At 74.2% G+C, this 19796-nt stretch carries 17 protein-coding genes, 2 tRNA genes and 1 pseudogene; 16 read left to right on the top strand and 4 right to left on the bottom strand.

The annotated features are described in order from the left end of the window. The first annotated feature begins 84 nt into the window (after positions 1-84). Positions 85-2943 (top strand): M56 family metallopeptidase, encoded by a 2859-nt coding sequence (locus tag C5N14_RS17325; protein WP_165878142.1) that lies wholly within the window; start codon positions 85-87, stop codon positions 2941-2943. Positions 2944-3057: 114 nt separating this feature from the next. Here C5N14_RS17325 and C5N14_RS17320 read toward each other — a convergent pair whose 3' ends face one another. Next, complete coding sequence (locus C5N14_RS17320; protein ID WP_117669135.1) at positions 3058-5331, bottom strand: excinuclease ABC subunit UvrA; 2274 nt, start codon at positions 5329-5331, stop codon at positions 3058-3060. Positions 5332-5674: 343 nt separating this feature from the next. Between C5N14_RS17320 and C5N14_RS17315 the strand changes: the two genes are divergently transcribed. The 7 genes and pseudogenes from C5N14_RS17315 (at position 5675) to C5N14_RS17285 (ending at position 12265) form a co-directional block, all read left to right on the top strand. Further along, the gene (locus tag C5N14_RS17315; protein ID WP_117669134.1) at positions 5675-6916 is read left to right on the top strand and encodes a D-alanyl-D-alanine carboxypeptidase family protein; all 1242 of its coding nucleotides are present in this window, start codon (positions 5675-5677) and stop codon (positions 6914-6916) included. A gap of 45 nt (positions 6917-6961) precedes the next feature. After that, a pseudogene (locus C5N14_RS17310) lies at positions 6962-8072 on the top strand (glycosyltransferase); the annotation flags it as partial. 125 nt (positions 8073-8197) lie between these two features. Continuing rightward, on the top strand, positions 8198-8947 hold the full coding sequence (locus C5N14_RS17305) for a polysaccharide deacetylase family protein (protein ID WP_371685860.1): 750 nt from the start codon (positions 8198-8200) through the stop codon (positions 8945-8947). Further along, entirely contained in the window at positions 8944-9837 is an 894-nt protein-coding gene (locus tag C5N14_RS17300; RefSeq protein ID WP_117669132.1) for a DMT family transporter, read from the top strand. Before C5N14_RS17305 ends, C5N14_RS17300 begins: the two co-directional genes overlap by 4 nt. 74 nt (positions 9838-9911) lie before the next feature. Next, positions 9912-10694, top strand: a complete 783-nt coding sequence (locus C5N14_RS17295) for a peptidylprolyl isomerase (RefSeq protein ID WP_243639705.1) — start codon at positions 9912-9914, stop codon at positions 10692-10694. A 154-nt stretch (positions 10695-10848) separates the two neighbouring features. After that, positions 10849-11631, top strand: a complete 783-nt coding sequence (locus C5N14_RS17290; RefSeq protein WP_243639698.1) for a M15 family metallopeptidase — start codon at positions 10849-10851, stop codon at positions 11629-11631. 127 nt (positions 11632-11758) lie between these two features. Then, positions 11759-12265: a DinB family protein gene (locus C5N14_RS17285; protein ID WP_117669130.1), complete on the top strand. Its 507-nt coding sequence runs from the start codon at positions 11759-11761 to the stop codon at positions 12263-12265. A 96-nt stretch (positions 12266-12361) separates the two neighbouring features. Here C5N14_RS17285 and C5N14_RS17280 read toward each other — a convergent pair whose 3' ends face one another. After that, positions 12362-13147, bottom strand: a complete 786-nt coding sequence (locus tag C5N14_RS17280) for an alpha/beta hydrolase family protein (RefSeq protein ID WP_117669129.1) — start codon at positions 13145-13147, stop codon at positions 12362-12364. Between the two features lie 195 nt (positions 13148-13342). On the opposite strand from C5N14_RS17280, the gene C5N14_RS17275 reads away from it, so the two are divergent. The 5 genes from C5N14_RS17275 to C5N14_RS17260 all read left to right on the top strand — a co-directional run bounded on the left by C5N14_RS17275 (position 13343) and on the right by C5N14_RS17260 (position 15686). Then, positions 13343-13741: a hypothetical protein gene (locus C5N14_RS17275; RefSeq protein ID WP_117669128.1), complete on the top strand. Its 399-nt coding sequence runs from the start codon at positions 13343-13345 to the stop codon at positions 13739-13741. A gap of 276 nt (positions 13742-14017) precedes the next feature. Further along, complete coding sequence (locus tag C5N14_RS33785; RefSeq protein ID WP_256371527.1) at positions 14018-14140, top strand: hypothetical protein; 123 nt, start codon at positions 14018-14020, stop codon at positions 14138-14140. Positions 14141-14265: 125 nt separating this feature from the next. Further along, positions 14266-14339 (top strand) — tRNA-Gly (locus C5N14_RS17270). A 33-nt stretch (positions 14340-14372) separates the two neighbouring features. Next, complete coding sequence (locus C5N14_RS17265; RefSeq protein WP_117669127.1) at positions 14373-15572, top strand: RtcB family protein; 1200 nt, start codon at positions 14373-14375, stop codon at positions 15570-15572. Between the two features lie 42 nt (positions 15573-15614). After that, a tRNA-Gln gene (locus tag C5N14_RS17260) sits at positions 15615-15686 on the top strand. 13 nt (positions 15687-15699) lie between these two features. Here C5N14_RS17260 and C5N14_RS17255 read toward each other — a convergent pair. Together C5N14_RS17255 and smpB are read right to left on the bottom strand one after the other, a co-directional pair. Continuing rightward, positions 15700-17079 carry a hypothetical protein gene (locus C5N14_RS17255; protein ID WP_117669126.1) on the bottom strand — a complete coding sequence of 460 codons (1380 nt, stop codon included), beginning with the start codon at positions 17077-17079 and terminating at the stop codon, positions 15700-15702. 67 nt (positions 17080-17146) lie between these two features. Beyond that, positions 17147-17635, bottom strand: a complete 489-nt coding sequence (gene smpB / locus C5N14_RS17250) for an SsrA-binding protein SmpB (protein WP_117669125.1) — start codon at positions 17633-17635, stop codon at positions 17147-17149. 219 nt (positions 17636-17854) lie between these two features. On the opposite strand from smpB, the gene C5N14_RS17245 reads away from it, so the two are divergent. From C5N14_RS17245 to C5N14_RS17235, 3 genes are all read left to right on the top strand, one after another. After that, complete coding sequence (locus C5N14_RS17245; RefSeq protein WP_117669124.1) at positions 17855-18394, top strand: RNA 2'-phosphotransferase; 540 nt, start codon at positions 17855-17857, stop codon at positions 18392-18394. A gap of 74 nt (positions 18395-18468) precedes the next feature. Next, positions 18469-18882: a type II toxin-antitoxin system Phd/YefM family antitoxin gene (locus C5N14_RS17240; protein ID WP_117669123.1), complete on the top strand. Its 414-nt coding sequence runs from the start codon at positions 18469-18471 to the stop codon at positions 18880-18882. Positions 18883-19116: 234 nt separating this feature from the next. Further along, positions 19117-19692, top strand: a complete 576-nt coding sequence (locus C5N14_RS17235) for a GNAT family N-acetyltransferase (RefSeq protein WP_117669161.1) — start codon at positions 19117-19119, stop codon at positions 19690-19692. Positions 19693-19796 lie beyond the last annotated feature (104 nt).

Below are 19796 nucleotides of genomic sequence, written 5' to 3'. Positions count from 1 at the left end.
AAATCCACCATCGACGATCGCGCCGGAGGAGCCCTGCCGGGATGCGACGGGCCCGGACGGTGGCGGGCACGGGGGGACGGCAGCGTGACCGAAACTCCCCATGCGCGGGCCGCGGAGCGGGTGGTGGCCGCAGGCACGACCCTGCGCTTCGTGTTGCTGATCGCCCTGCTGGTGGTGGCCAGCTCATCGATGATGGACAGCACGCTCTGGACGTTCAGTGACTCGTCCGGTAACGGCTGCTCACTTGCCGCAGGCGTGGATCCCAGCCGGAGCAGCGATCTGACGGCCATCGCCGCCGTCCTCGACCAGGGGGACGCCTTCGATGCCTGCGTGGCCCGCTACGAGTCGGTGCCGGGCTGGTGGAGCCTTGCCTGGCCGGCCGGGCTGCTGGTCGCCGCCGGCGTACTGTTCCTCGGCCTGCCGGCCTGGAAGGCACGGCGCGGTCGGGTCGTCCCGCTGGCCGCGGTCGACCAGGACGGTGAGGTCCTGCGCGCGTTGGCGGACCTGGCGGCGGCGGCGGGCCTGGCACGTGTGCCGCGGGTCGTCGTGGATCCGGGGGCGGCCTCGACCGGCGCGGTGGTCTTCGGCCGCAACCGCCGGCCGACGATGTGCCTGCACGGTGGCCTGCTCGCCCGCAGGACCACCGACCCCGACAGCTTCCGGGCGGTGCTCCTGCACGAGCTGGCCCACATCCGCAACGGCGACGTCACGATCACCTACCTCACCGTCGCCCTGTGGCGGGTGTTCGTCGGCATGGTGCTCCTGCCCTACCTGGCGATCTACACAACCATGTTCGTCAACGCCCTGCGATCGCCGTTCCTCGTCGGTGAGCTGCCCATGTTCGTCCGAGGGTTCCTGCTCACCGTCGTCCTGGTCGGACTGGTCCACCTGGCCCGGTCGGACGTGTTGCGCAGCCGTGAGGTCTACGCCGACCTCGCCGCCGTGCGCTGGGGTGCTGCGCCCCGAGCGTGGGCGGTCACGGCACCGGATCGGGTCGGGGGCAGGCTGAGGCGGATCGTCGGCCGCTTCGTCGAACTGTGGCGGACCCATCCGCGCTGGGATCTGCGTCGGGACGCTCTGGCGGATCCCGCGGCGCTGTTCGGCGTACGGGCACTGCCGATGTTCCTGACCGGGGTCGCCACCTCGCTGTTCACCTTCCAGGCCGCCGACATCCTGGGAGCGCGTGACCTTACCGAGGATTGGGCGCTGCAGGCGATGACGCTCGTCGCGGCGGTCCTGGTCACCGGCTCGGTGGGCATCGTGTTGTGGCGGGCGGTCACCCATGCCGTGCTGACCGCGCGGGCCGTGCCCTCCGGGGTGCGGGCAGGGCTGTGGCTGGGCGCCGGGATGGCGACGAGCAACGTGGTCATAAGTGACCTCGCGCTTCTCCAGTGGCTGCCCACCCGGCCGGAGGTCCTGCTGCTGGTCGTGCTCGTGGGAGTGGTGTTCGCGTGGTGGACCGCGCAGTGCGCCCAGCTGTGGGCCGGGGTGTGGCAGGGGCGGACGAACCGCCTGGTCATGGTCCTGACCCTGACGGCCGCGGGTCTGCTGCTGTCGTCGTGGTTCGGGTGGTGGCGGCTCAACGGCGTGCTCTTCGCGTACGGGTGGCCGTTCGACAGCGCGGGACTGCGCCAACTGCTGGAGCAGGGGCGGGCGCCCGGCGACATCGCGGAACACAGCGCCGCCCTGTCCGTGCTCGCCATGGTGGGATCGCTGCTGTACACCCTGCCCACCCGCCCTCTCGAACTGTTGGCGCTCGCCGCCCTGTGGGTCGTACCGCTGTTGGCCTGGACGGTCCGCCCGGCCGGCGCCCCGGCCGGTGCCGTCGACGACGCGCAGGCGGCCGGGGGTGCTCTGCCGCCGCTGCGGCGGGCGCTGCTGCCGGGCCTGCTGACCGGGGCGGCGGCATGCTGGGTCGCCGTCGTGGCCGTGCTGGCCTACCTGCACGCCTGGCAACCGCTGCCCGGGCAGCGCGGCGTCCTCCACGTCTGGACCTACCTCGCCTGGGTGCTCGTGGCCCTCGTGGCGGCGGCCATGGTCGCCGCCGTCGTCGCGAGCGTGTCGGCGAGCCGCTTTCGGCTGATCTTGGCGCTCATCGCCGCCCAGACCGCGATCGTGGTGGGTACCGCCGGAGTGCTGGTCCTCGCCTCCCTGGACGGATGCCTCGGGCTGCTCGGCACGATCCGGGCGACCTGTGACCGGCACCCCGCCGGCGCGCTGTGGCAGGAGATCCCGTTCGTGCTGAAGGCCGGCCCCGTACTCGCCGTGATCGCCTCGGTGGTGGCGACGGCGGGGGTATCGGCAGTCCGCGCGGCGCGACGCTCGACGGCGCGACGTACGGCGGACGTACCGTCGCGGGTTACCCGACGGGGCGGACTGGTCATCCGCCGCGTCGGTGTGGGCGTGCTGTGCGCCGCAACGCTGGCAGCCATCGCGCTGGAGGTCACGCACCCCGCACCCAAGCGTTCGACGGGATTCGACGCCAGTGCCCCGCAACGGATGGGCGCCGCCGACCAACAGGTGGCGTCCGCCGAGGTCAGGATGAGACAGGTGTCCGCCTGGATGCAGTACGGCGGGCGCGACCTCCTGGAGCGGTTCCTGACCGAGTCGAAAGGCTTCGCGGAATATCTGGCGGCGCCCACGCCCGACGCTTCCGGGAAGCCCAAGCTCGACAGCTCCGTCGTGCGCTCCCACTGCCTGGACCTCGACGGGGTCGCGCGGGACGCCCGCGCCTACTTCCGCATCCCCGACCCGGAGGCCCAGTCCTACTGGCGGACGTTCATCACCCAGCTTGAGCAGAGTGCCCAGGACTGTGCACGCGCCGCGGACGAGAAGAACGGTCAACTTCTCCTTCCGGCGATACAGGAACTCGACGCGGCGCGGCAGGCCCTCGGCGCGGCCGTCAACCGGATCGGAACGGTGGCACGCGCCGGCCGCCGATAGGTTCCGGGTGGTGCGAGCACCGGGCTTGGCAGGACCCGGCGACGGCCGGTGCGCTCGCGGGTAGGTCGAGGACGGGCCGGGTCCACCGTGGGCGTGCTGGACCCGGCCCGGTCCTCAGTGGGCGACGTACTCCCGCAGGTGGGTGGCGGTCAGGGTGTCGCCGTGCGCCACCAGGTCGGCCGGGGTGCCGGTGAAGACGACCCGGCCGCCGTCGTGGCCGGCGCCCGGACCGAGGTCGATGATCCAGTCGGCGTGCGCCATCACCGCCTGGTGGTGCTCGATCACCACCACCGTGTTGCCGGCGTCCACCAGGCGGTCCAGCAGGGCCAACAGGTTGTCGACGTCGGCCAGGTGCAGGCCGGTGGTCGGCTCGTCCAGCACGTAGGTGTGCGCCTTCTCGCCCATGTGGATGGCGAGCTTGAGCCGCTGCCGCTCGCCCCCGGAGAGGGTGGTCAGCGGCTGGCCGAGGCTGAGGTAGCTCAAACCCACGTCGGCGAGGCGGTCCAGCACCGACCGGGCCGGCCCGCCGGGGAAGAAGTCCCGGGCCTCGGTCACCGACATGGCGAGGACCTCGCTGATGTTCTTCCCCCGTAGGGTGTACGTGAGCACCTTCGGGGTGAACCGGCGACCCTCGCACTGCTCGCACGTCGAGGCGACCCCGGCCGTCATGGCCAGGTCCGTGTAGATCACCCCGATGCCCTTGCAGGCCGGGCAGGCGCCCTCGGAGTTGGCGCTGAACAGCGCCGGCTTGACCCCGTTGGCCTTCGCGAAGGCGGCCCGGACCGGGTCGAGCAGACCGGTGTACGTGGCCGGGTTGCTGCGCCGGGAGCCGCGGATCGCCGACTGGTCGACCACCACCACCCCGACGCGGCGGGGGAGCGAGCCGTGGATCAGCGAGCTCTTGCCGGAGCCGGCGACGCCGGTCACCACCGTGAGCACCCCGAGCGGCACGTCGACGTCGACGTCGCGCAGGTTGTGCAGGTCGGCGCCGCGGATCGGCAACTGCCCGGTGGGCGGGCGGACCTGCTCGCGCAGGCTGGCCCGGTGGTCCAGGTGTCGGCCGGTCAGGGTGTCGCAGCGACGCAGCCCGGCGACGTCTCCGTGGTAGCAGACCCGGCCGCCGTCCGGGCCGGCTCCCGGGCCGAGGTCGACCACGTGGTCGGCGATCGCGATGGTCTCCGGCTTGTGCTCCACCACGAGCACGGTGTTGCCCTTGTCGCGCAGCCGCAGCAGCAGGCCGTTCATCCGGGCGATGTCGTGCGGGTGCAGCCCGACGGTCGGCTCGTCGAAGACGTACGTGACGTCGGTGAGGCTGGAGCCGAGGTGCCGGACCATCTTCACCCGCTGCGCCTCGCCCCCGGACAGGGTGCCCGCCTCCCGGTCCAGGCTGAGGTAGCCCAGGCCGATCTCGACGAGCGAGTCCAGCAGGTCGCGCAGGTTGGCCACCAGCGGCGCCACGGACGGGTCGGTGACGCCCCGGACGAACCCGGCCAGGTCGCTGATCTGCATCGCGGAGCACTCGGCGATGTTGCGGCCGGCGATCCGGGAGGACAGGGCGGCCCGGTTGAGTCGGGCGCCGTCGCAGTCGGCGCAGGTCGTGAACGTGACGGCCCGCTCGACGAACGCCCTGATGTGCGGCTGGGCCGGCTCCTTGTCCTTGCTCAGGTACAGCCGGCGGACCTTGACGACCAGGCCCTCGTACGTGAGGTTGCCGCCGCCGACCTTCATCTTGGTGGCCGGCTTGTGGAGGAAGTCCTGCCACTGCCGGGGCGTGTAGTCCTGGAGCTTGACGTCGGGGTCGAACAGGCCCGAGGCGACGAAGGACTGCCAGTACCAGGAGTCGACCGCGAAGTTCGGCACCGTGATCGCCCCGTCGTTGAGCGACCGCTCGACGTCGACGAGTTCGCGCACGTCGAGGTCGGAGACCCGGCCCAGCCCCTCGCAGGTGGGGCACATCCCCTCGGGGAGGTTGAAGCTGAACGCGCCGGCCGCCCCGACGTGCGGCTGCCCGAGCCGGCTGAACACGATGCGCAGCATGGCGTACGCGTCGGTGGCGGTGCCCACCGTGGAGCGCGAGTTCGCCCCCATCCGCTCCTGGTCGACGATGATCGCGGCGCTGAGGTTGCGCAGCGAGTCGACGTCCGGCCGGGCCAGGCTGGGCATGAACGACTGGAGGAAGGCGCTGTAGGTCTCGTTGATCATCCGCTGCGACTCGGCGGCGATGGTGCCGAAGACGAGCGAGGACTTGCCGGAGCCGGAGACGCCGGTGAAGACGGTGAGGCGGCGCTTGGGGATGTCCACGGAGACGGACGCGAGGTTGTTCTCCCGGGCACCACGTACCTCGATCATGTCGTGGTTGTCGGCGACGGTCCGAGTTGCCTGCTGCATGCGAACCCTTCGGGCGATCGTGGGCAGGGGGAACCCTGCCCGGTTGCTGCTTGGGGGCCTGGCCGATTCAATTGTCTCATTGACGTACCCGTTGAGGCTTTCCGCGACGTTTCCCGTGTCACCGGCGGTGGAAGCGCCGGGAAGTCTCAAACGGCACGCAAGTAGTGCGGCGGACGTCGTGGCGGAGCGGCGAGCGGGACGGCGGCTGCGGGCGGTCGCGCTGCGACGGGGCGGCTACCCGTTCCCGATCGTCGCCGCCCTGCCGGGTGCAGGGCGGGTGGCGCGGTCCGCCGGACGACCGCGCCTCCCGACGCCGCCGGATCCTGCCCGTTATGGTGCTGGCATGAGAGCCCCGGTGCTGGCCGCCGCTGCCGCTGTCCTGATCGCCGGCGTCGGGACGGCCGTCCCGGCCCGCGCCGTCCCAGCCGGCCGGGCCGCCGCGACCGTGCCCTGCCCGAGGGCGGTGGCGCCGAAGGTGCCGCGCTCGGCGAAGCCGACGCCCCCGCCGTCGGTGCCGGGGCAGCAGGCGGTGGGCGGCGTCGCGCTGGCCACCCCGGGCCTCGTCGTGCCGGCCGGCGTGCCCGCCCCGCCGGCGGTCACCGCGACCTCCTGGCTGGTCGCCGACCTGGACACCGGCACGGTGCTCGGCGGCTGCGGTCCGCACGAGTACGCCACCCCGGCCAGCGTGCAGAAGCTGCTGCTGACCGCGACTGCGCTGCCGAGGCTGGACCCGAAGCAGGTGGTGACGGTCACCCACGCCGACCTCGACATCGCCCCGGGCAGCTCCGCCGTGGGCCTGCTGGAGGGCGGTCGCTACACCGTCGAGACGGTCTTCCTCGGGCTGCTGCTCCAGTCCGGCAACGAGGCGGCCAACGTGCTGGCCCGGCTCGTCGGCGGCGCGGACGGGGCGGCCGGCGGGGTCCGGGCGATGAACGCCGAGGCGGCGCGCCTCGGCGCCCTGCAGACCCACGCCGTCACCCCCTCCGGCCTGGACGGCCCCGGCCAGTTCACCAGCGTGTACGACCTGGCGCTGATCGCCCGGGTCTGCTTCGCCGACCCCACCTTCCGCCGGTACGCGCTGACCGAGAGCACCCGGATCCCCGCCCAGCCGGCGCTACGGGAGAAGGGCTTCCAGATCCAGAACGAGAACCAGCTCATCTACCGCTATCCCGGAGCGCTGGGCGGCAAGACCGGCTTCACCGACTACGCCCGGCACACCTACGTCGGGGCGGCGCAGCGCGGCGGACGCCGGCTGGTGGTCACCCTGGTCGGGGCCGAGCCCAGCCCGATGCGCGGCTGGGAACAGGGCGCCACGCTGCTGGACTGGGGCTTCTCGCTGCCCCGGGACGCCTCGGTGGGCCGCCTCGTCTCCCCGGGGGAGACGGCCGCGAACGGCTCGCCGTCGGCGTCCGAGGCGGTCGGCCCGGCGGCCACGCCCGAGCCCCGGGCGGTGGCCGCCGACCGGGTCGCCCGCCCCGGCCTGACCGCGTCGTGGCCGGTGGTCGTGGGGGCTGCCGCCGCTGCCGTCGTCGTGGCCGCGCTGCTCACCACGGCGCTCCTGCGTCGCCGACGCCACCGCGCCTGAGTCCCCGCCGCCGACACCACCAGTAGGCGGCCCGGGCGCCGGCCGGTGTCCGCCCGGCCCGGCCCGGGGGAGTCAACCCGCGTCGGGCGGGTAAGCGCGGGCGGTGACCGCGGAGCACCGGGGGCGGATCGTCGTGGTGTCGGCCGATGTCGGCGCCGGCCACGACACGGCCGCCGCTGAACTGACGCGCCGGCTCGCCGACCAGGGTTTCGTCGTGGACCGGGTGAACTTCCTCGACCTGCTGCCGCGCCCGGTGCGGTGGATGTGCCGGGAGGCGTACCGGGGCGTCCTGCGCTGGGCTCCGTGGGGCTACGATGCGCTGTTCGCCGTCACCGGCCGGTCCCGGCTGGTGGTCGCCGTGCTGCGGGGGGCGCTCACGCCGCTGCGCGGCCGGGCCCGGCGTGCGGTCCCGCCACGCACCCGGGCGGTCGTCACCACGTACCCGTTCGCGAACCAGCTCTTCGGGCCGCTGCGTCGCAGCGGCGGGCTGGCCGTCCCGCTGGTCACCTACGTCACCGACTTCGTCATCCACCCCACCTGGGTCGCGCCGGGCGTCGACGTCTACTGCGCCCTGCGGCACGCCCGCCCCCGCACGGCCGGCCCCGACCTCGACGTCCGGACGGTCCAGCCGCTGGTGTCGATCGCCTTCCAGGCGGCCACGGGGACGAGCCGCAGCGAGGCGCGACGGCGTTTCGGCCTGCCGGAGCGGGGCCGGTTGGCGCTCGTCGTCGCCGGGGCGTGGGGGGTGGGCGACATCGAGGCGACGGTCGCGGACGTCGGTGCCGTCGAGGGCGTGCGTACCGTGGTCGTCTGCGGGCGCAACGAAACCCTGCGCCAGCGGCTGCGGCGGTTCACGCAGCACGCCCTCGGCTGGGTCGACGACATGCCCACGCTGATGCGGGCCGTCGACGTGGTGGTGGAGAACGCGGGCGGGCTGACCTGCCAGGAGGCGCTGAGCTGCGGACTGCCCGTGGTCACCTATCGCCCCATACCGGGTCATGGCCGGGCAAATGCCGCGATCCTGGCCGAAGTCGGCCTGACCCGGCTGGCACCGTCCGCCGACCACCTGCGCCGGGTGCTGTCCACGTCCGGCCTGGAGTCCGCCGACGGGGGGATGACCCGCTGTGCCGACCCCGCCGGGCTGGTAGCCGAGGTGGCTGCCCGGCCGTCGGCCGTCGCCGCGTCTGAGGCGTACCGCCGCAGGTCGGTGCTGGACGCGGTGGGTGAGGCGGTCGCGGTGCTGGCCACGGTCCTGCCGTCGATCCGCTGGACGGGCCGGCGGTGATCGCCCCCGCCGGACGGCCGCCGCGAAGGCGGTCCACCGCGCTGGTCGGCGCGGCCACCGTCGCGCTCGCCACCGCCCAGCTCGCCCCGTCGGTCACCGCGGTGCCGGCGGTGCGTCGCCGGCTGTTCCCCCGGCTCGCCGGGGCGGGCGAGCCACGGCGGATCGCCCTGACCTTCGACGACGGGCCCGACCCCGAGTCCACCCCCCGGTTCCTCGACGTGCTCGCGGAGCACCGGGTGCGGGCCACCTTCTTCCTGCTGGGCACGATGCTCGCCCGGTCGCCCCGGCTGGCCGGGGAGATCGCCGCCGGGGGACACGAGGTGGCCGTCCACGGCTGGACCCACCGCGCCCTGCTGCGCCGGGGCCCGCTGGCCACCTACCGGGACCTGGCCCGGGCCCGCGCGCTCGTCGAGGCCACCAGCGGCCGTCCCCCACGCTTCTTCCGCCCACCGTACGGGGTGCTGACCGGGCCGGCGCTGGTGGCGAGCGCGCGGCTGGGGCTGGCGCCGGTGCTGTGGACCTGCTGGGGCCGGGACTGGACGGCGACGGCGAGCGCCGACTCGGTCTTCGGCACCGTCACCGCCGGGCTGGCCGGCGGCGGCACCGTCCTGCTGCACGACGCGGACAGCGCCACCGCCCCCGGCGCCTGGCGGGCGAGCCTCGCCGCCCTGCCCCGGCTGCTGGCGGAGTGCCGCCGCCGGGGGTGGGTCGTGGGCCCGCTCGGCGAGCACTGGGACCCGGTGTGACGATCCTGGCCGTGGCCTGCGCCCTGGCCGCCGCGTCCTGCTTCGCGGTGTCCACGGTGATGCACCAGCGCGCGGCGAAACGCCAGCGGCGGCATGCCGCGCTGGACCCCCGGCTGCTGCTGAGGCTGCTGCGGACCCGCCTGTGGCGGCTCGGCTGGGCGCCCGACGTCGCCGGGGCGGGGCTCCAGGCGCTCGCCCTGCGGTTCGGGCCGCTGACGCTCGTCCAGCCGCTGATGGCCAGCGGCCTGTTCCTGGCGATCCTCGTCGAGGCCGGCTGGAGCCGGCGGCGGGTGGGACGGCGGGACCTGCTCGGCGCGACGGCGGGGCTGCTGGGCCTGGCGGTGCTCCTGGCCGCCGCCGAGCCCCGCGCGGGCGTCCCGGCGCCGACGGCGCACGCCTGGTGGGCGGTGGCCCTCGGGACGGGCGGGGTCGTCGCGGTCGCGCTGGCGCTGTCGGCGGTGGTGGCCGGGGCGACCCGGGGCGCGCTGCTCGGCCTCGCCGCAGGCATCCTGTACGGCGTCGCCGCCGCCCTCGTCAAGGCGCTGGCCGCCGGCTTCCACGGGGACCTCGGCGCCCTCCTCGTCGATCCGCTGCTGCCCGCCGCGGCCCTGGTCGCGCTGGCGGGTCTGATCATCAACCAGAGCGCCTACCAGAGCGGCCGGATCGCCGCTCCGTTGACCGCGCTCACCCTCGCCGACCCGGTGGTGAGCGTCGTGCTCGGGGTGACCGCGTTCCGGGAGGCCGTCACCCTGGGCGGTCCGCGGATCGTCGTGCTGGCGCTGGCGGTGGCCGCCATCGTGGCCGGCGTCTGGCTCGCCGGCACGTCCCCGCGGTCGGCCGCGTCGGGTGGGCGCGTGTCGCCGTCGACAGGAGGACCGCCGGATCCATAGACTGCGATCTTTCTGGAGTCGCCAGCCCAGGAGGACGCCCCGTGTCGAGGTCATCCCGTCGGCAGCCGGTCCCACTGTTCCCGGCCCATCCCCCCAGAACGCGTACGCTGTCCCGCCTCACCGGTGTCGCGCTGCTCGCCACCGCCCTGGTCGGCGGCAGCGGCGTGGCCGCCGTGGCCGCTCCGGCCGCCCCGGCCGCCGCTGTCCCGGCCGCTGCCGCGCCGCCGAGGACGACCCCCGGCCCGTGCGCGTACACCGAGACGCCGGACGAGCCGGCCGCCCGGCCCGTCCCGCTGCCACCCGACCCCCGCCGGACGCCGGGTCACGGCACCGTACGGGTCACGCTGCGGACGAACCAGGGCCCGATCGGCCTGACCCTGGACCGCGAGCAGGCGCCCTGCACCGTGCAGAGCTTCCTGCACCTGGTCCGGCACCGTTTCTACGACCGTACGTCGTGCCACCGGCTCACCGCGTACCCGACGCTCAGCGTGCTCCAGTGCGGCGACCCGTCGGGCACCGGGGCGGGCGGGCCGGGCTACCGGTACGCCGACGAGCTGCCCACCGACCTGCCGCCCGCGCCGACGGACCCGACGGGCGTGCGCAAGGTGTACGCCCGGGGCGTGCTGGCCATGGCCAACGCCGGCCCGGACACCAACGGCAGCCAGTTCTTCCTGGTGTACGCCAACTCGGCGCTGCGCCCCAACTACACCGTCTTCGGCGAGGTGGACGCCGCCGGCCTGGCCACCCTGGACCGGATCGCCGCCGGCGGGATCGCCCCCACGGCCGAGGACCCGGCCCCGGTCGACGGCGCGCCCGCGCTGCCGGTGGAGATCTGCCGGGCGGCCCGCCGGCTGTGACACCCGGCCAACCCCACCCCGGAGCGTAATCCACCGGTCCGCCATGAACCGTGCCTGATGCTGCTAGAACGGACAAATGGCGGCGCAGGGCTCCCCTCGCGGGTCGATCAAGAGGTTTACGTCAGGATTCTGCGTCAGACCTGACGTAAACCTCTTGATCACCGCCGCAGGGCGGGTGGGTGCCGGGGGCGCGCTGCTGTTGGCGGGTTGTTCCGCGCCGGAGCGGCCCGCGCCCGCCCCGCCCCCGCCGGCCGGGTTCGTGGTCCTGTCCGACATCGACTCGACCATCGGTTCCGACATCCGGTACGCCACCGCGCACAATTTCGTCGGCCGGCCGATCGCCGGCTACCGGGAGCCCCTGTGCCTGCTCACCCGGCCCGCCGCCGAGGCGCTGCGCCGGGTGCAGCAGGCCGCCCGCGCCACGGGTCACCGCCTCAAGGTGTACGACTGCTACCGCCCGCAACGCGCCGTGGACGACTTCGTGGCCTGGGCGAAGCGTCCCGGCGAGGAGCAGGCGAAGGCCGAGTTCTACCCCGGGGTGGCGAAGTCGCGGCTGTTCGCCGAGGGCTACCTCGGCGCGCCCACCGCGCACAGCCGGGGCAGCACCGTCGACCTGACCCTGGTCGTCGACCCGCCGCCCGGCCAACGCCCCTACGTCCCCGGCGAGCCCCTGGTCGCCTGCACCGCACCGAAGGACGACCGCTTCCCGGACAACGGCGTCGACATGGGCACCGGCTTCGACTGCTTCGACCCGCGCGCCCACACCGCCGACGGTCGGGTCACCGGAGCCGCCCGGGACAACCGCGAACTGCTGAAGCGGCTGATGGCCGACGGCGGGTTCACCAACTATCCGCGTGAGTGGTGGCACTACCGGTACGACGACGAGCCGTACCCCGAGACGTACTTCGATTTTCCCGTGGCCTGCCCGTCCCGCTGACCCGGCGGGTCCTGCCCGACCGCCCGGCGGCCCCGGCGCTAGGCTCGCCCGGCGAGCATCGCCCCTCGGCGGCCTCCGCTCCGCCGGCCCGGGGACCGGGCCGTCGGCGACCCGAGAGGACCCGGACATGACCACCGAGCGGATCGGCCCACCCCTGATCGCCGACGAGCGCGAGATGCTGCGCGCGTTCCTGGACTTCCACCGCGCCACCTTGGCCATGAAGTGCGAGGGTCTCACCGACGGGGAACTGCGCCGGCAGGCATGCCCGCCGTCCACGCTGAGCCTGCTCGGCCTGCTCCGGCACATGGCCGAGGTGGAGCGCACCTGGTTCCGCCGGGTGATCGGCGGCGAGGACATGCCGCTGGTCTGGTCGGCGACCGGCGACTACCAGGAGGCCTACGACGCCCGCACCGCCAGCGGGGCCGAGGCGTTCGAGGCGTGGCGGCGGGAGGTCGAACACGCCCGGCGCATCGAGCGGGAGGCCGAGTCGCTGGCCGTCGTCGCCCACAACCCCCGCTGGGGCGAGGACGTGTCGCTGCGCCTGGTGATGCTGCACATGATGCACGAGTACGCCCGGCACAACGGCCACGCCGACCTCCTGCGCGAGGCCGTCGACGGCTCGGTCGGCGTGTGACCCCCCGCCGCGCCCGGTCGAGGGGCTACCCGGAACTCCTGGACGACGCCGGCCCCGCCGGGGCCGTCTCCCGGCAGCGTCTGCGGGACCCGGTCGTCACGCCCCGCTGGGCGGGCGCAGCGGCAGCCAGGCCAGCACGTCGCGGATCTTCGCGTCCCAGTACGCCCAGTCGTGGGCGCCGGGGGAGAAGTCCACGGTCAGCGGCACGCCGCGCCGCCGCGCCGTCTCGACGAACCGGGTGTTGTCGTCGAACAGGAAGTCCTCGGTGCCGCAGGCCACGTACAGCGCCGGCAGGTCGTCCCCGGCGCGCTCCAGCAGCGCGATCGTGTCGTCGTCGCTGCCCGGGACGTGCCGGTCGCCGAAGATGGGGTGCCACACGGCCGGGTCCACCGGGCTGGTCGGGTGGTCGCGCCGCTGCGCGAAGTCCAGCGCCCCGGAGAGACTCGCTGCCGCCGCGAACCGGCCCGGGGCGCGCAGCGCCCACTTGACCGCGCCGTACCCGCCCATCGACAGGCCGGCGACGAAGGTGTCCTCGCGCCGCTCGGAGAGCCGGAAGAACGACCGGCAGAGCTCGGGCAGCTCGGCGCTGAGGAAGGTCCAGTACCGGTTGCCGTGCTCCCCGTCGGTGTAGAAGCTGCGGCCGGCCTGCGGCATCACCACGGCCAGGCCGAGCGGCGCGACGTACCGCTCGATGGCGGTGCGCCGGGTCCAGACGGTGTCGTCGTCGCTGAGGCCGTGCAGCAGGTAAAGCACGGGCGGGTCACCGGCCGGCGCGCGCCCGGCCAGGCCGATCCCGGAGCCGGCCGGGTCGGGCAGGAGCACGGTCATCGAGGTGCCCATGCCCAGCGCCTCGGAGTGGAAGTCGCAGCGGATCAGCGCCATGGGCGTGGATGCTACGCGGCGCGGGCCGGCGTCCTGCGGCTGGCGCTGCGGCGTCCCGGTCCGCCGCGGCGTCGCAATCGGGACCGGCCACGGAGGAGTGTTTTTGCCCTGGGGCGTGCATGAGGCTAGATCAAAGCTTTACCAGGCTGTAACGTCCGCGCTGCTGGATCTGTCACAGGGAAGTGGGAGTCAGTGATGAGCGACGTGTCGGCGGCCCTGGGTGTGCGCCTCTACCCCGACCTGGTCGAGTTGGGTGGGCTCGCGTCCGCGCTGGCCCTGACCGCCACCCGGTGTCAGGTGGACGTGGGCCGGATCAAGGCTCCCGAGCAGGGGCGGAGCCGGTTCACGTGCGCCGAGCTGACCTCCGAGCGGGGGACGATCTGCGTGGGGCTGGGGTCCCAGGCCCGCTATTTCATGATCGACATGGCCGGATCGGACGGGTCCCGGGCCGACGGCGACACCACCGACCTGGAGCAGGTCGTGCGGATCGCCGACGCCTGGCGTGCCGGCGTGGGGCTCGCCGAGCTGCGTGCCCGCTTTCCCTTCCTCGACCACGTGACCGAGCCGGTCGGCGAGGACCGCGCCCTGGCCTGACCGCCACCCCGACCGCGCCGAGGGCCGCCACCTCCGCGACGTCGGACGTACTCATCCCGGCTGTGCTGAGATGTCACCGTCGGTAGGGCCGGCGGAATGGGCGCCTGCGGCCAGGAGTAGTGCGCTCTTCTGGCCGCGCCCGCTCAAGAGGAGCCGGGTTCGTTCGCCGGTTCGCCCGCTCTCTCCCGGGGCGGCCGAATATCCATTGCGGCCACCGTGGGCCCTCGCCTACGGTCATCGAGCAAGGTCAACCCGAGCTGATCCAGGGAGCATGCCGTGTCGCAGCGCAAACGCACCACGTCCTCGCGGCCAACGCCGCGCGGCGGTGCCCCGCTGCTCACCGGCGGGCAGACCCTCGGCCGGTTGCAGCGCCGACAACTCGGGTGGTGGCGCGGATAGCGCCAGCGCGACACGCGCAGCCGCCCATCCCGAATCCGGGACCGGGCGGCTTTTTCGTCCCCGGTGCCCGCCCGCCGGCCAGAACGTATCGCCCACGTCCGTCCCGCCACCGGTGGGTCGGCCTCGCGGTTGTAGCGCAGCCCGGCAGCGCGTCACCCCGCCACGGTGAAGATCGCCGGTTCGAATCCGGCCAGCCGCTCCGCGAAAGACGAGAACGAACAAGGAGAACACGATGGCATTCACCCCGCTTGCGGGCACCCGCGCGCCCGTCCGGGTCTGGACCGACCCGTACGCCATCGAGGAGCAGGCCGCCCGGCAGCTGCGCAACATCGGCGCGCTGCCCTGGGTCGAGGGCGTCGCCGTGATGCCCGACGTCCACTTCGGCAAGGGCGCCACCGTCGGCTCGGTGATCGCGATGCGGCAGGCGGTCTCCCCGGCGGCCGTCGGCGTGGACATCGGCTGCGGCATGTCGGCGGTGCGGACCTCGCTCACCGCCGCCGACCTGCCCGACGACCTCGCCGGGCTGCGGTCCGCGATCGAGGCGACCATCCCGGTCGGCTTCGCCAGGCGCGACGACGCGGTCGACCCGCGCCGGGTACGCGGGCTGGAGCAGCGCGGCTGGACCGACTTCTGGGTGCGCTTCGGCACCCTCGACAAGCGCGTGGCCCAGCTTGAGACCCGGGCCCGGCAGCAGATGGGCACCCTCGGCGGTGGCAACCACTTCATCGAGGTCTGCCTGGAGCAGGACGGCCCGGACGCCGGCCGGGTCTGGCTGATGCTGCACTCCGGGTCGCGCAACATCGGCAAGGAACTGGCGGAGCGGCACATCGGCATCGCGCGGCGGCTGCCGCACAACGCCGAGCTGCCCGACCGGGACCTGGCGGTCTTCCTCGCCGGCACGCCGGAGATGGAGGCGTACCGGCGGGACCTGTGGTGGGCGCAGGAGTACGCCCGCCGCAACCGGGCGGTGATGCTGGCCCTGCTGTGCAACGTGGTCCGCGACGAGTTCCCGCAGGTCCGCTTCGAGGAGCCGATCTCGTGCCACCACAACTACGTCGCCGAGGAGACGTACGGCGGGGTGGACGTGCTGGTCACTCGCAAGGGCGCGATCCGGGCCGGCGCCGGGGACCTCGGCATCATCCCCGGCTCGATGGGCACCGGGTCGTACATCGTGCGCGGGAAGGGGAACCCGGACGCGTACTGCTCCGCCTCGCACGGGGCCGGGCGGCGGATGTCGCGCGGGCAGGCTAAGCGGACGTACAGCACGGCCGATCTGGCGCGGCAGACCGCCGGGGTGGAGTGCCGCAAGGACGCGGGGGTGGTCGACGAGATCCCCGCCGCGTACAAGGACATCACGGAGGTGATGGCGCAGCAGGAGGACCTGGTCGAGGTGGTCGCCCACCTCAAGCAGGTGGTCTGCGTCAAGGGTTGAGACGGCCCGGCCGGCGCCCTCTCCGGCGCCGGCCGGGACCCTTGCGAGCTGGTGCAATGGGCAGCACACCCGTCTCTGGAACGGGCGATGGAGGTTCGAGTCCTCCGCTCGCAGCGCGAGCCTCGGGTCAGCCTGATCGAAGGCTCAGCGGGGTGCGTCGGATCACGTCCATGACCTGCGCCGCCGCGCCGGAGGGACGGCGGTCGCGCAGGTCCAGCACGGTGCCGGGGACGCCCACGCGGTGGGTCACCAGCAGCCGCATGATCGCCAGCAGGGGGTCGAACCGGCCGGTCAGGTCGAACTGCCGGCCGTCGGGACCGATCACGACGGCGGGGCTGACCCCGGCGGCGAGGTTGGTGCGTTCCCAGTCGATCTCGTACGACCGGCGGTCCCCGCCGACCTGCACGACGAGCTGCTTCGTCCGGTGCAGCAGCGCGAGGTAGTTGATCGGCACCGTCAGCTTCTTCCGGACGTCGAACGGAGTGCCGCCGTCGGCCGGGAAGATCCGCAGGACGGTCTCCAGCACCGGGCCCTCGTACTGGAAGGTGTCCGTGCCCCGCAGCTCCAGGAACCGGCCCCGGACGAGCTGCCCGCCGTGCCGCGCCCACCGGCGGTCGACACCGCCGAACGCCCCCTCCGCTCCGGGCAGGCGGTCGATCACCCACCTGGCCCTGCCGTCCGGCACCGGCTCGGGCTGCGGTCGACCGGTTGCGGCCCGCTCGACCAGGCTCTGGAGCCGCGTCGCCGCGGCGGGGTCGATGCGTCGCAGGTCGATCGTGTCGCCGTCCAGGGCGATCCGGCCGGTGGCCATCGCGGTTCTCATCTGCTCCAGGAGGAGATCCGGGTGCCCGGTCAGGTCGACGCGCCGGCCGTCGAGACCGACCAGCTTGCAGGCCCGGGCGCCCGACAGCAGGGCGCTGCGCGGCCAGTCGATGCCGAACTCCGCGGGGACGCCCGGGTGGGTGACGGCGACGAGTCGTCCCGCGGTGACGGCCGCCAGGCACAGGGCCGGCACCCGCCACGTGGCCGTCGACTCGAACGGCTCGCCGCCCTCGGGGTGAACCCACAGCCTGAGCCGGATGCGCGGCTTGGGCTCGTCGGGGTCGAGGTCGCCGCCGTAGCTCTGGTACGTCGCCTCCCAGTCCTGGCCGTACGACACGAGCGTCGCCTCGCGGACCTCGGCCGTGGCCAACCGGCCGTCCTGGATCGGGATCCGGGCGGTGGGGGTCCACATGGCGAAGCTGTCGTCGTCGCGCCGGTGCGCGTCGTACACCATGTCGCGGTCGTTGATCACCCGGTAGTGCGCCCGGGTGAACAGGAAGGCGCCGACCGGGATCGCGAGGGTGAGCACCAGGCCGGTGAGGAGGAAGGCCAGCGGGACGCCTTGCTCGCCCCAGCCGACGTCGCTGACGCCGAGGGCACCCACGACGAGGAAGACCGGCCCCGCCAGCCCGCAGACGGTGAAGATCACGAGGTTTCGGACGAACGTACGGGTGAAGCTCTGCACGGCCCCTCCTCCGCCGACTCCGGTTCGTTGATACCACCGCGCCCAGGTCGGCGTCGCCCGGGCCGGGTCAGTCGCGGCGGGTGCGGGCGCCCTTGAGCCGGCGGCCGAACTCGCGGGCGATCTCCCGGTTGGCGTCCCGCTCGGCGATCGCCTGCCGCTTGTCGTACGACTTGCGGCCCTTGGCCAGGGCCAGCTCGACCTTGGCCCAGCCGTCGGCGAAGTACAGCGACAGCGGCACCAGGGTGAGCCCGCCCTCGCGCGTCCGGTCGAGGATCCGGTCGATCTCGACGCGGTGCAGCAGCAGCTTGCGGGTGCGGCGGGGCTGGTGGTTGGTCCAGGTGCCGAAGCCGTACTCGGCGATGTGCAGGCCGTGTAGCAGCAGCTCGCCGTCGTGTTCCTGGGCGAAGGCGTCGACCAGCGACACCCGCCCGGCCCGCAGCGACTTCACCTCGGTGCCGACGAGCACCAGCCCCGCCTCGTACGTCTTGAGGATGGTGTAGTCGTGCCGGGCCTTCTTGTTCGACGCGACGAGGGTGCGTCCGGTCTCCCTGGGCACGGTCGGCCTCCCGGTGGTGGTTCCGCGTCAACGCGAGAGGCTAGCAGCCCGTCCGCCGCCCGTACCGCCTTTTCCTCTGGGGCCGGGTCCGTCGCCGCGGCCCGGCCGCGCGGTGCCGCTCCCTTCCCGGTGCCGCGTCGTCACCGGTCCGGGTCCACGTCGCCGCCGGACGCCCGGAAATTCCGTGCGGCGGCGCGGTGGTGACGCCACAATGCCCGGGTGGATCACCGAGCCATGGTCAAGTTGAGCAAGCGGATCTCCCGGGCGCTGCGGCACGAGCCGTACCGCCTCGGCCTCGCGCCGGACGGCGCGGGGTGGGTTCCCGTCGACGACCTGCTCGCCGCCCTGCGGACCGGCCGGGCCGAACTCGACGCGGTGGTCGCCGGCAACGACAAGCAGCGCTTCGCGGTGGAGCGTGGCCCCGACGGGGTCGAGCGGATCCGGGCCAACCAGGGGCACTCGATCCCGGTGGACCTCGGGTTGCCGCCGGCCGTGCCGCCCGACCGGCTGCACCACGGCACCGGCGCCGCCGCCCTCGACTCGATCCGGGCGACGGGGCTGCACCGGGGCGGTCGTCACCACGTCCACCTGTCGCCGGACGTCGAGACCGCCCGGCGGGTCGGCGCGCGGCGCGGCGGTCAGGTCGTGGTGCTCACCGTCGACGCGGCGGCGATGGCCCGGGACGGGCACGTCTTCCACCGCAGCGCCAACGGGGTCTGGCTGACCGACGCGGTCCCCGCCCGGTACCTGGTCGACTGACCAGAGGGCCGGTCGGGGCCACCGTGGACGGTCGCCGGACATTTATTGTCGTACCCCGCCGTCAGCATGGACGCATGGCTGCCCCCGCCCTGGCCCACGAGCCCACCCCGCCGCGTGCCCTGCCGTTGCGTGAGGCCCGCACCCGACTGACCCAGCTCATCGCGATGGCCGAGCTGACCGACACCGTCACGCTGGTCACCCGCGACGGCGACCCTCGCCCGATCGCCGCGATCGTGCCCGCCTGCGCCGCCCGCACGGCGGCGCAGGCCCGGGCCGACGCCGACCGGCTCGCCACGGTGACCGCCGGGTGGGCCCGCCGCCTCGACGAGCTGCACCGGCAGAGCAGCCGGCGGCACGAAGCCGAGCTGCGGACCCTCACGGAGGCGCTCGCCGAGGTCTGGGCCGAGCTCGACCGCCGGGTCGTCCCCGGCAGCGACCCGGCCCTGGCCCGGCTCCGCGCCGCCCACGCCGACCTGCTGCGCGACTGAGCCGTCCGCCCGCGGCCCCGCCGACCGGCCGGTCAGCCCCGGCCGGGTGCGGGTCGGCGTCCGGGCCGCCCCCGGTCCGGGCGGCCGGCACCTCGGCCCCGGGCCGGTCGGTTCCGCCGCCTGCCGGGAAGGGCGACGTCGGTGTTCCGTCGAACCTGAGGCGGGGTGGCCGATTGCGATCAGTCTGTGGTCTGCTACCCGGGTCCCCTGACGTCCGCCACCCCGGGAGGCCCGGTGTTCGCCCGCGCCCTGACCGCCGACGCCGAGCTGCGCCCGCTGGAGCCGTGGCGGGCCGAGGAGTTCCTGCGCAACCTGGACCGGGCCCGGGAGCACATCGCGCCGTGGGTGGGCGCGTCCTTCGTGGCCACCGACCTGCCGTCGGCCCGGGCGGTGCTGCAACGCTACGCCGACCTGTGGGCCCGCGACGCCGGGGGCATCTGGGGGATCTGGCTCGACGGGGTGCTGGTCGGCGGGGTGATGTTCGTGACGTTCGACGCCGTGCTGGGGGTGTGCGAGGTGGGCTGCTGGCTGGAGCCGGCCGCGGAGGGGCGCGGCCTGGTCACCCGGGCAGTCGGCGTCGTCGTCGACTGGGCGGTGGGGCGGCGGGGCGTGCACCGGGTGGAGTGGCGCACCAACGCCGACAACGTCCGCAGCCTTGCCGTCGCGCGCCGGCTCGGCATGCGCCACGACGGCACCCTGCGGCAGATGTACGCGGGGCCCGCCCGGCGTGTCGACCTCGAGGTCTGGTCGGTGCTGGCCGACGAGTGGCGCAGCCGGTCCACCGCCGTCGCGCCTCCGGCGGCGACCTGACGGGCATCGGACCCGGACAGGTATCCGACCGTCGCGCCGCCGGTTCCCGCCGTCCCGCGAGGACGGCCGGCGCGGGTCACGCCCGGCGGCGTATCCGTCATGTC

This window comes from Micromonospora sp. MW-13, from assembly GCF_003434305.1.
In the GTDB taxonomy this organism is placed as follows: Bacteria; Actinomycetota; Actinomycetes; order Mycobacteriales; family Micromonosporaceae; genus Micromonospora.
Note: the sequence above shows the minus strand (reverse complement) of the source record. Positions and strands in the feature narration are given on the sequence as shown.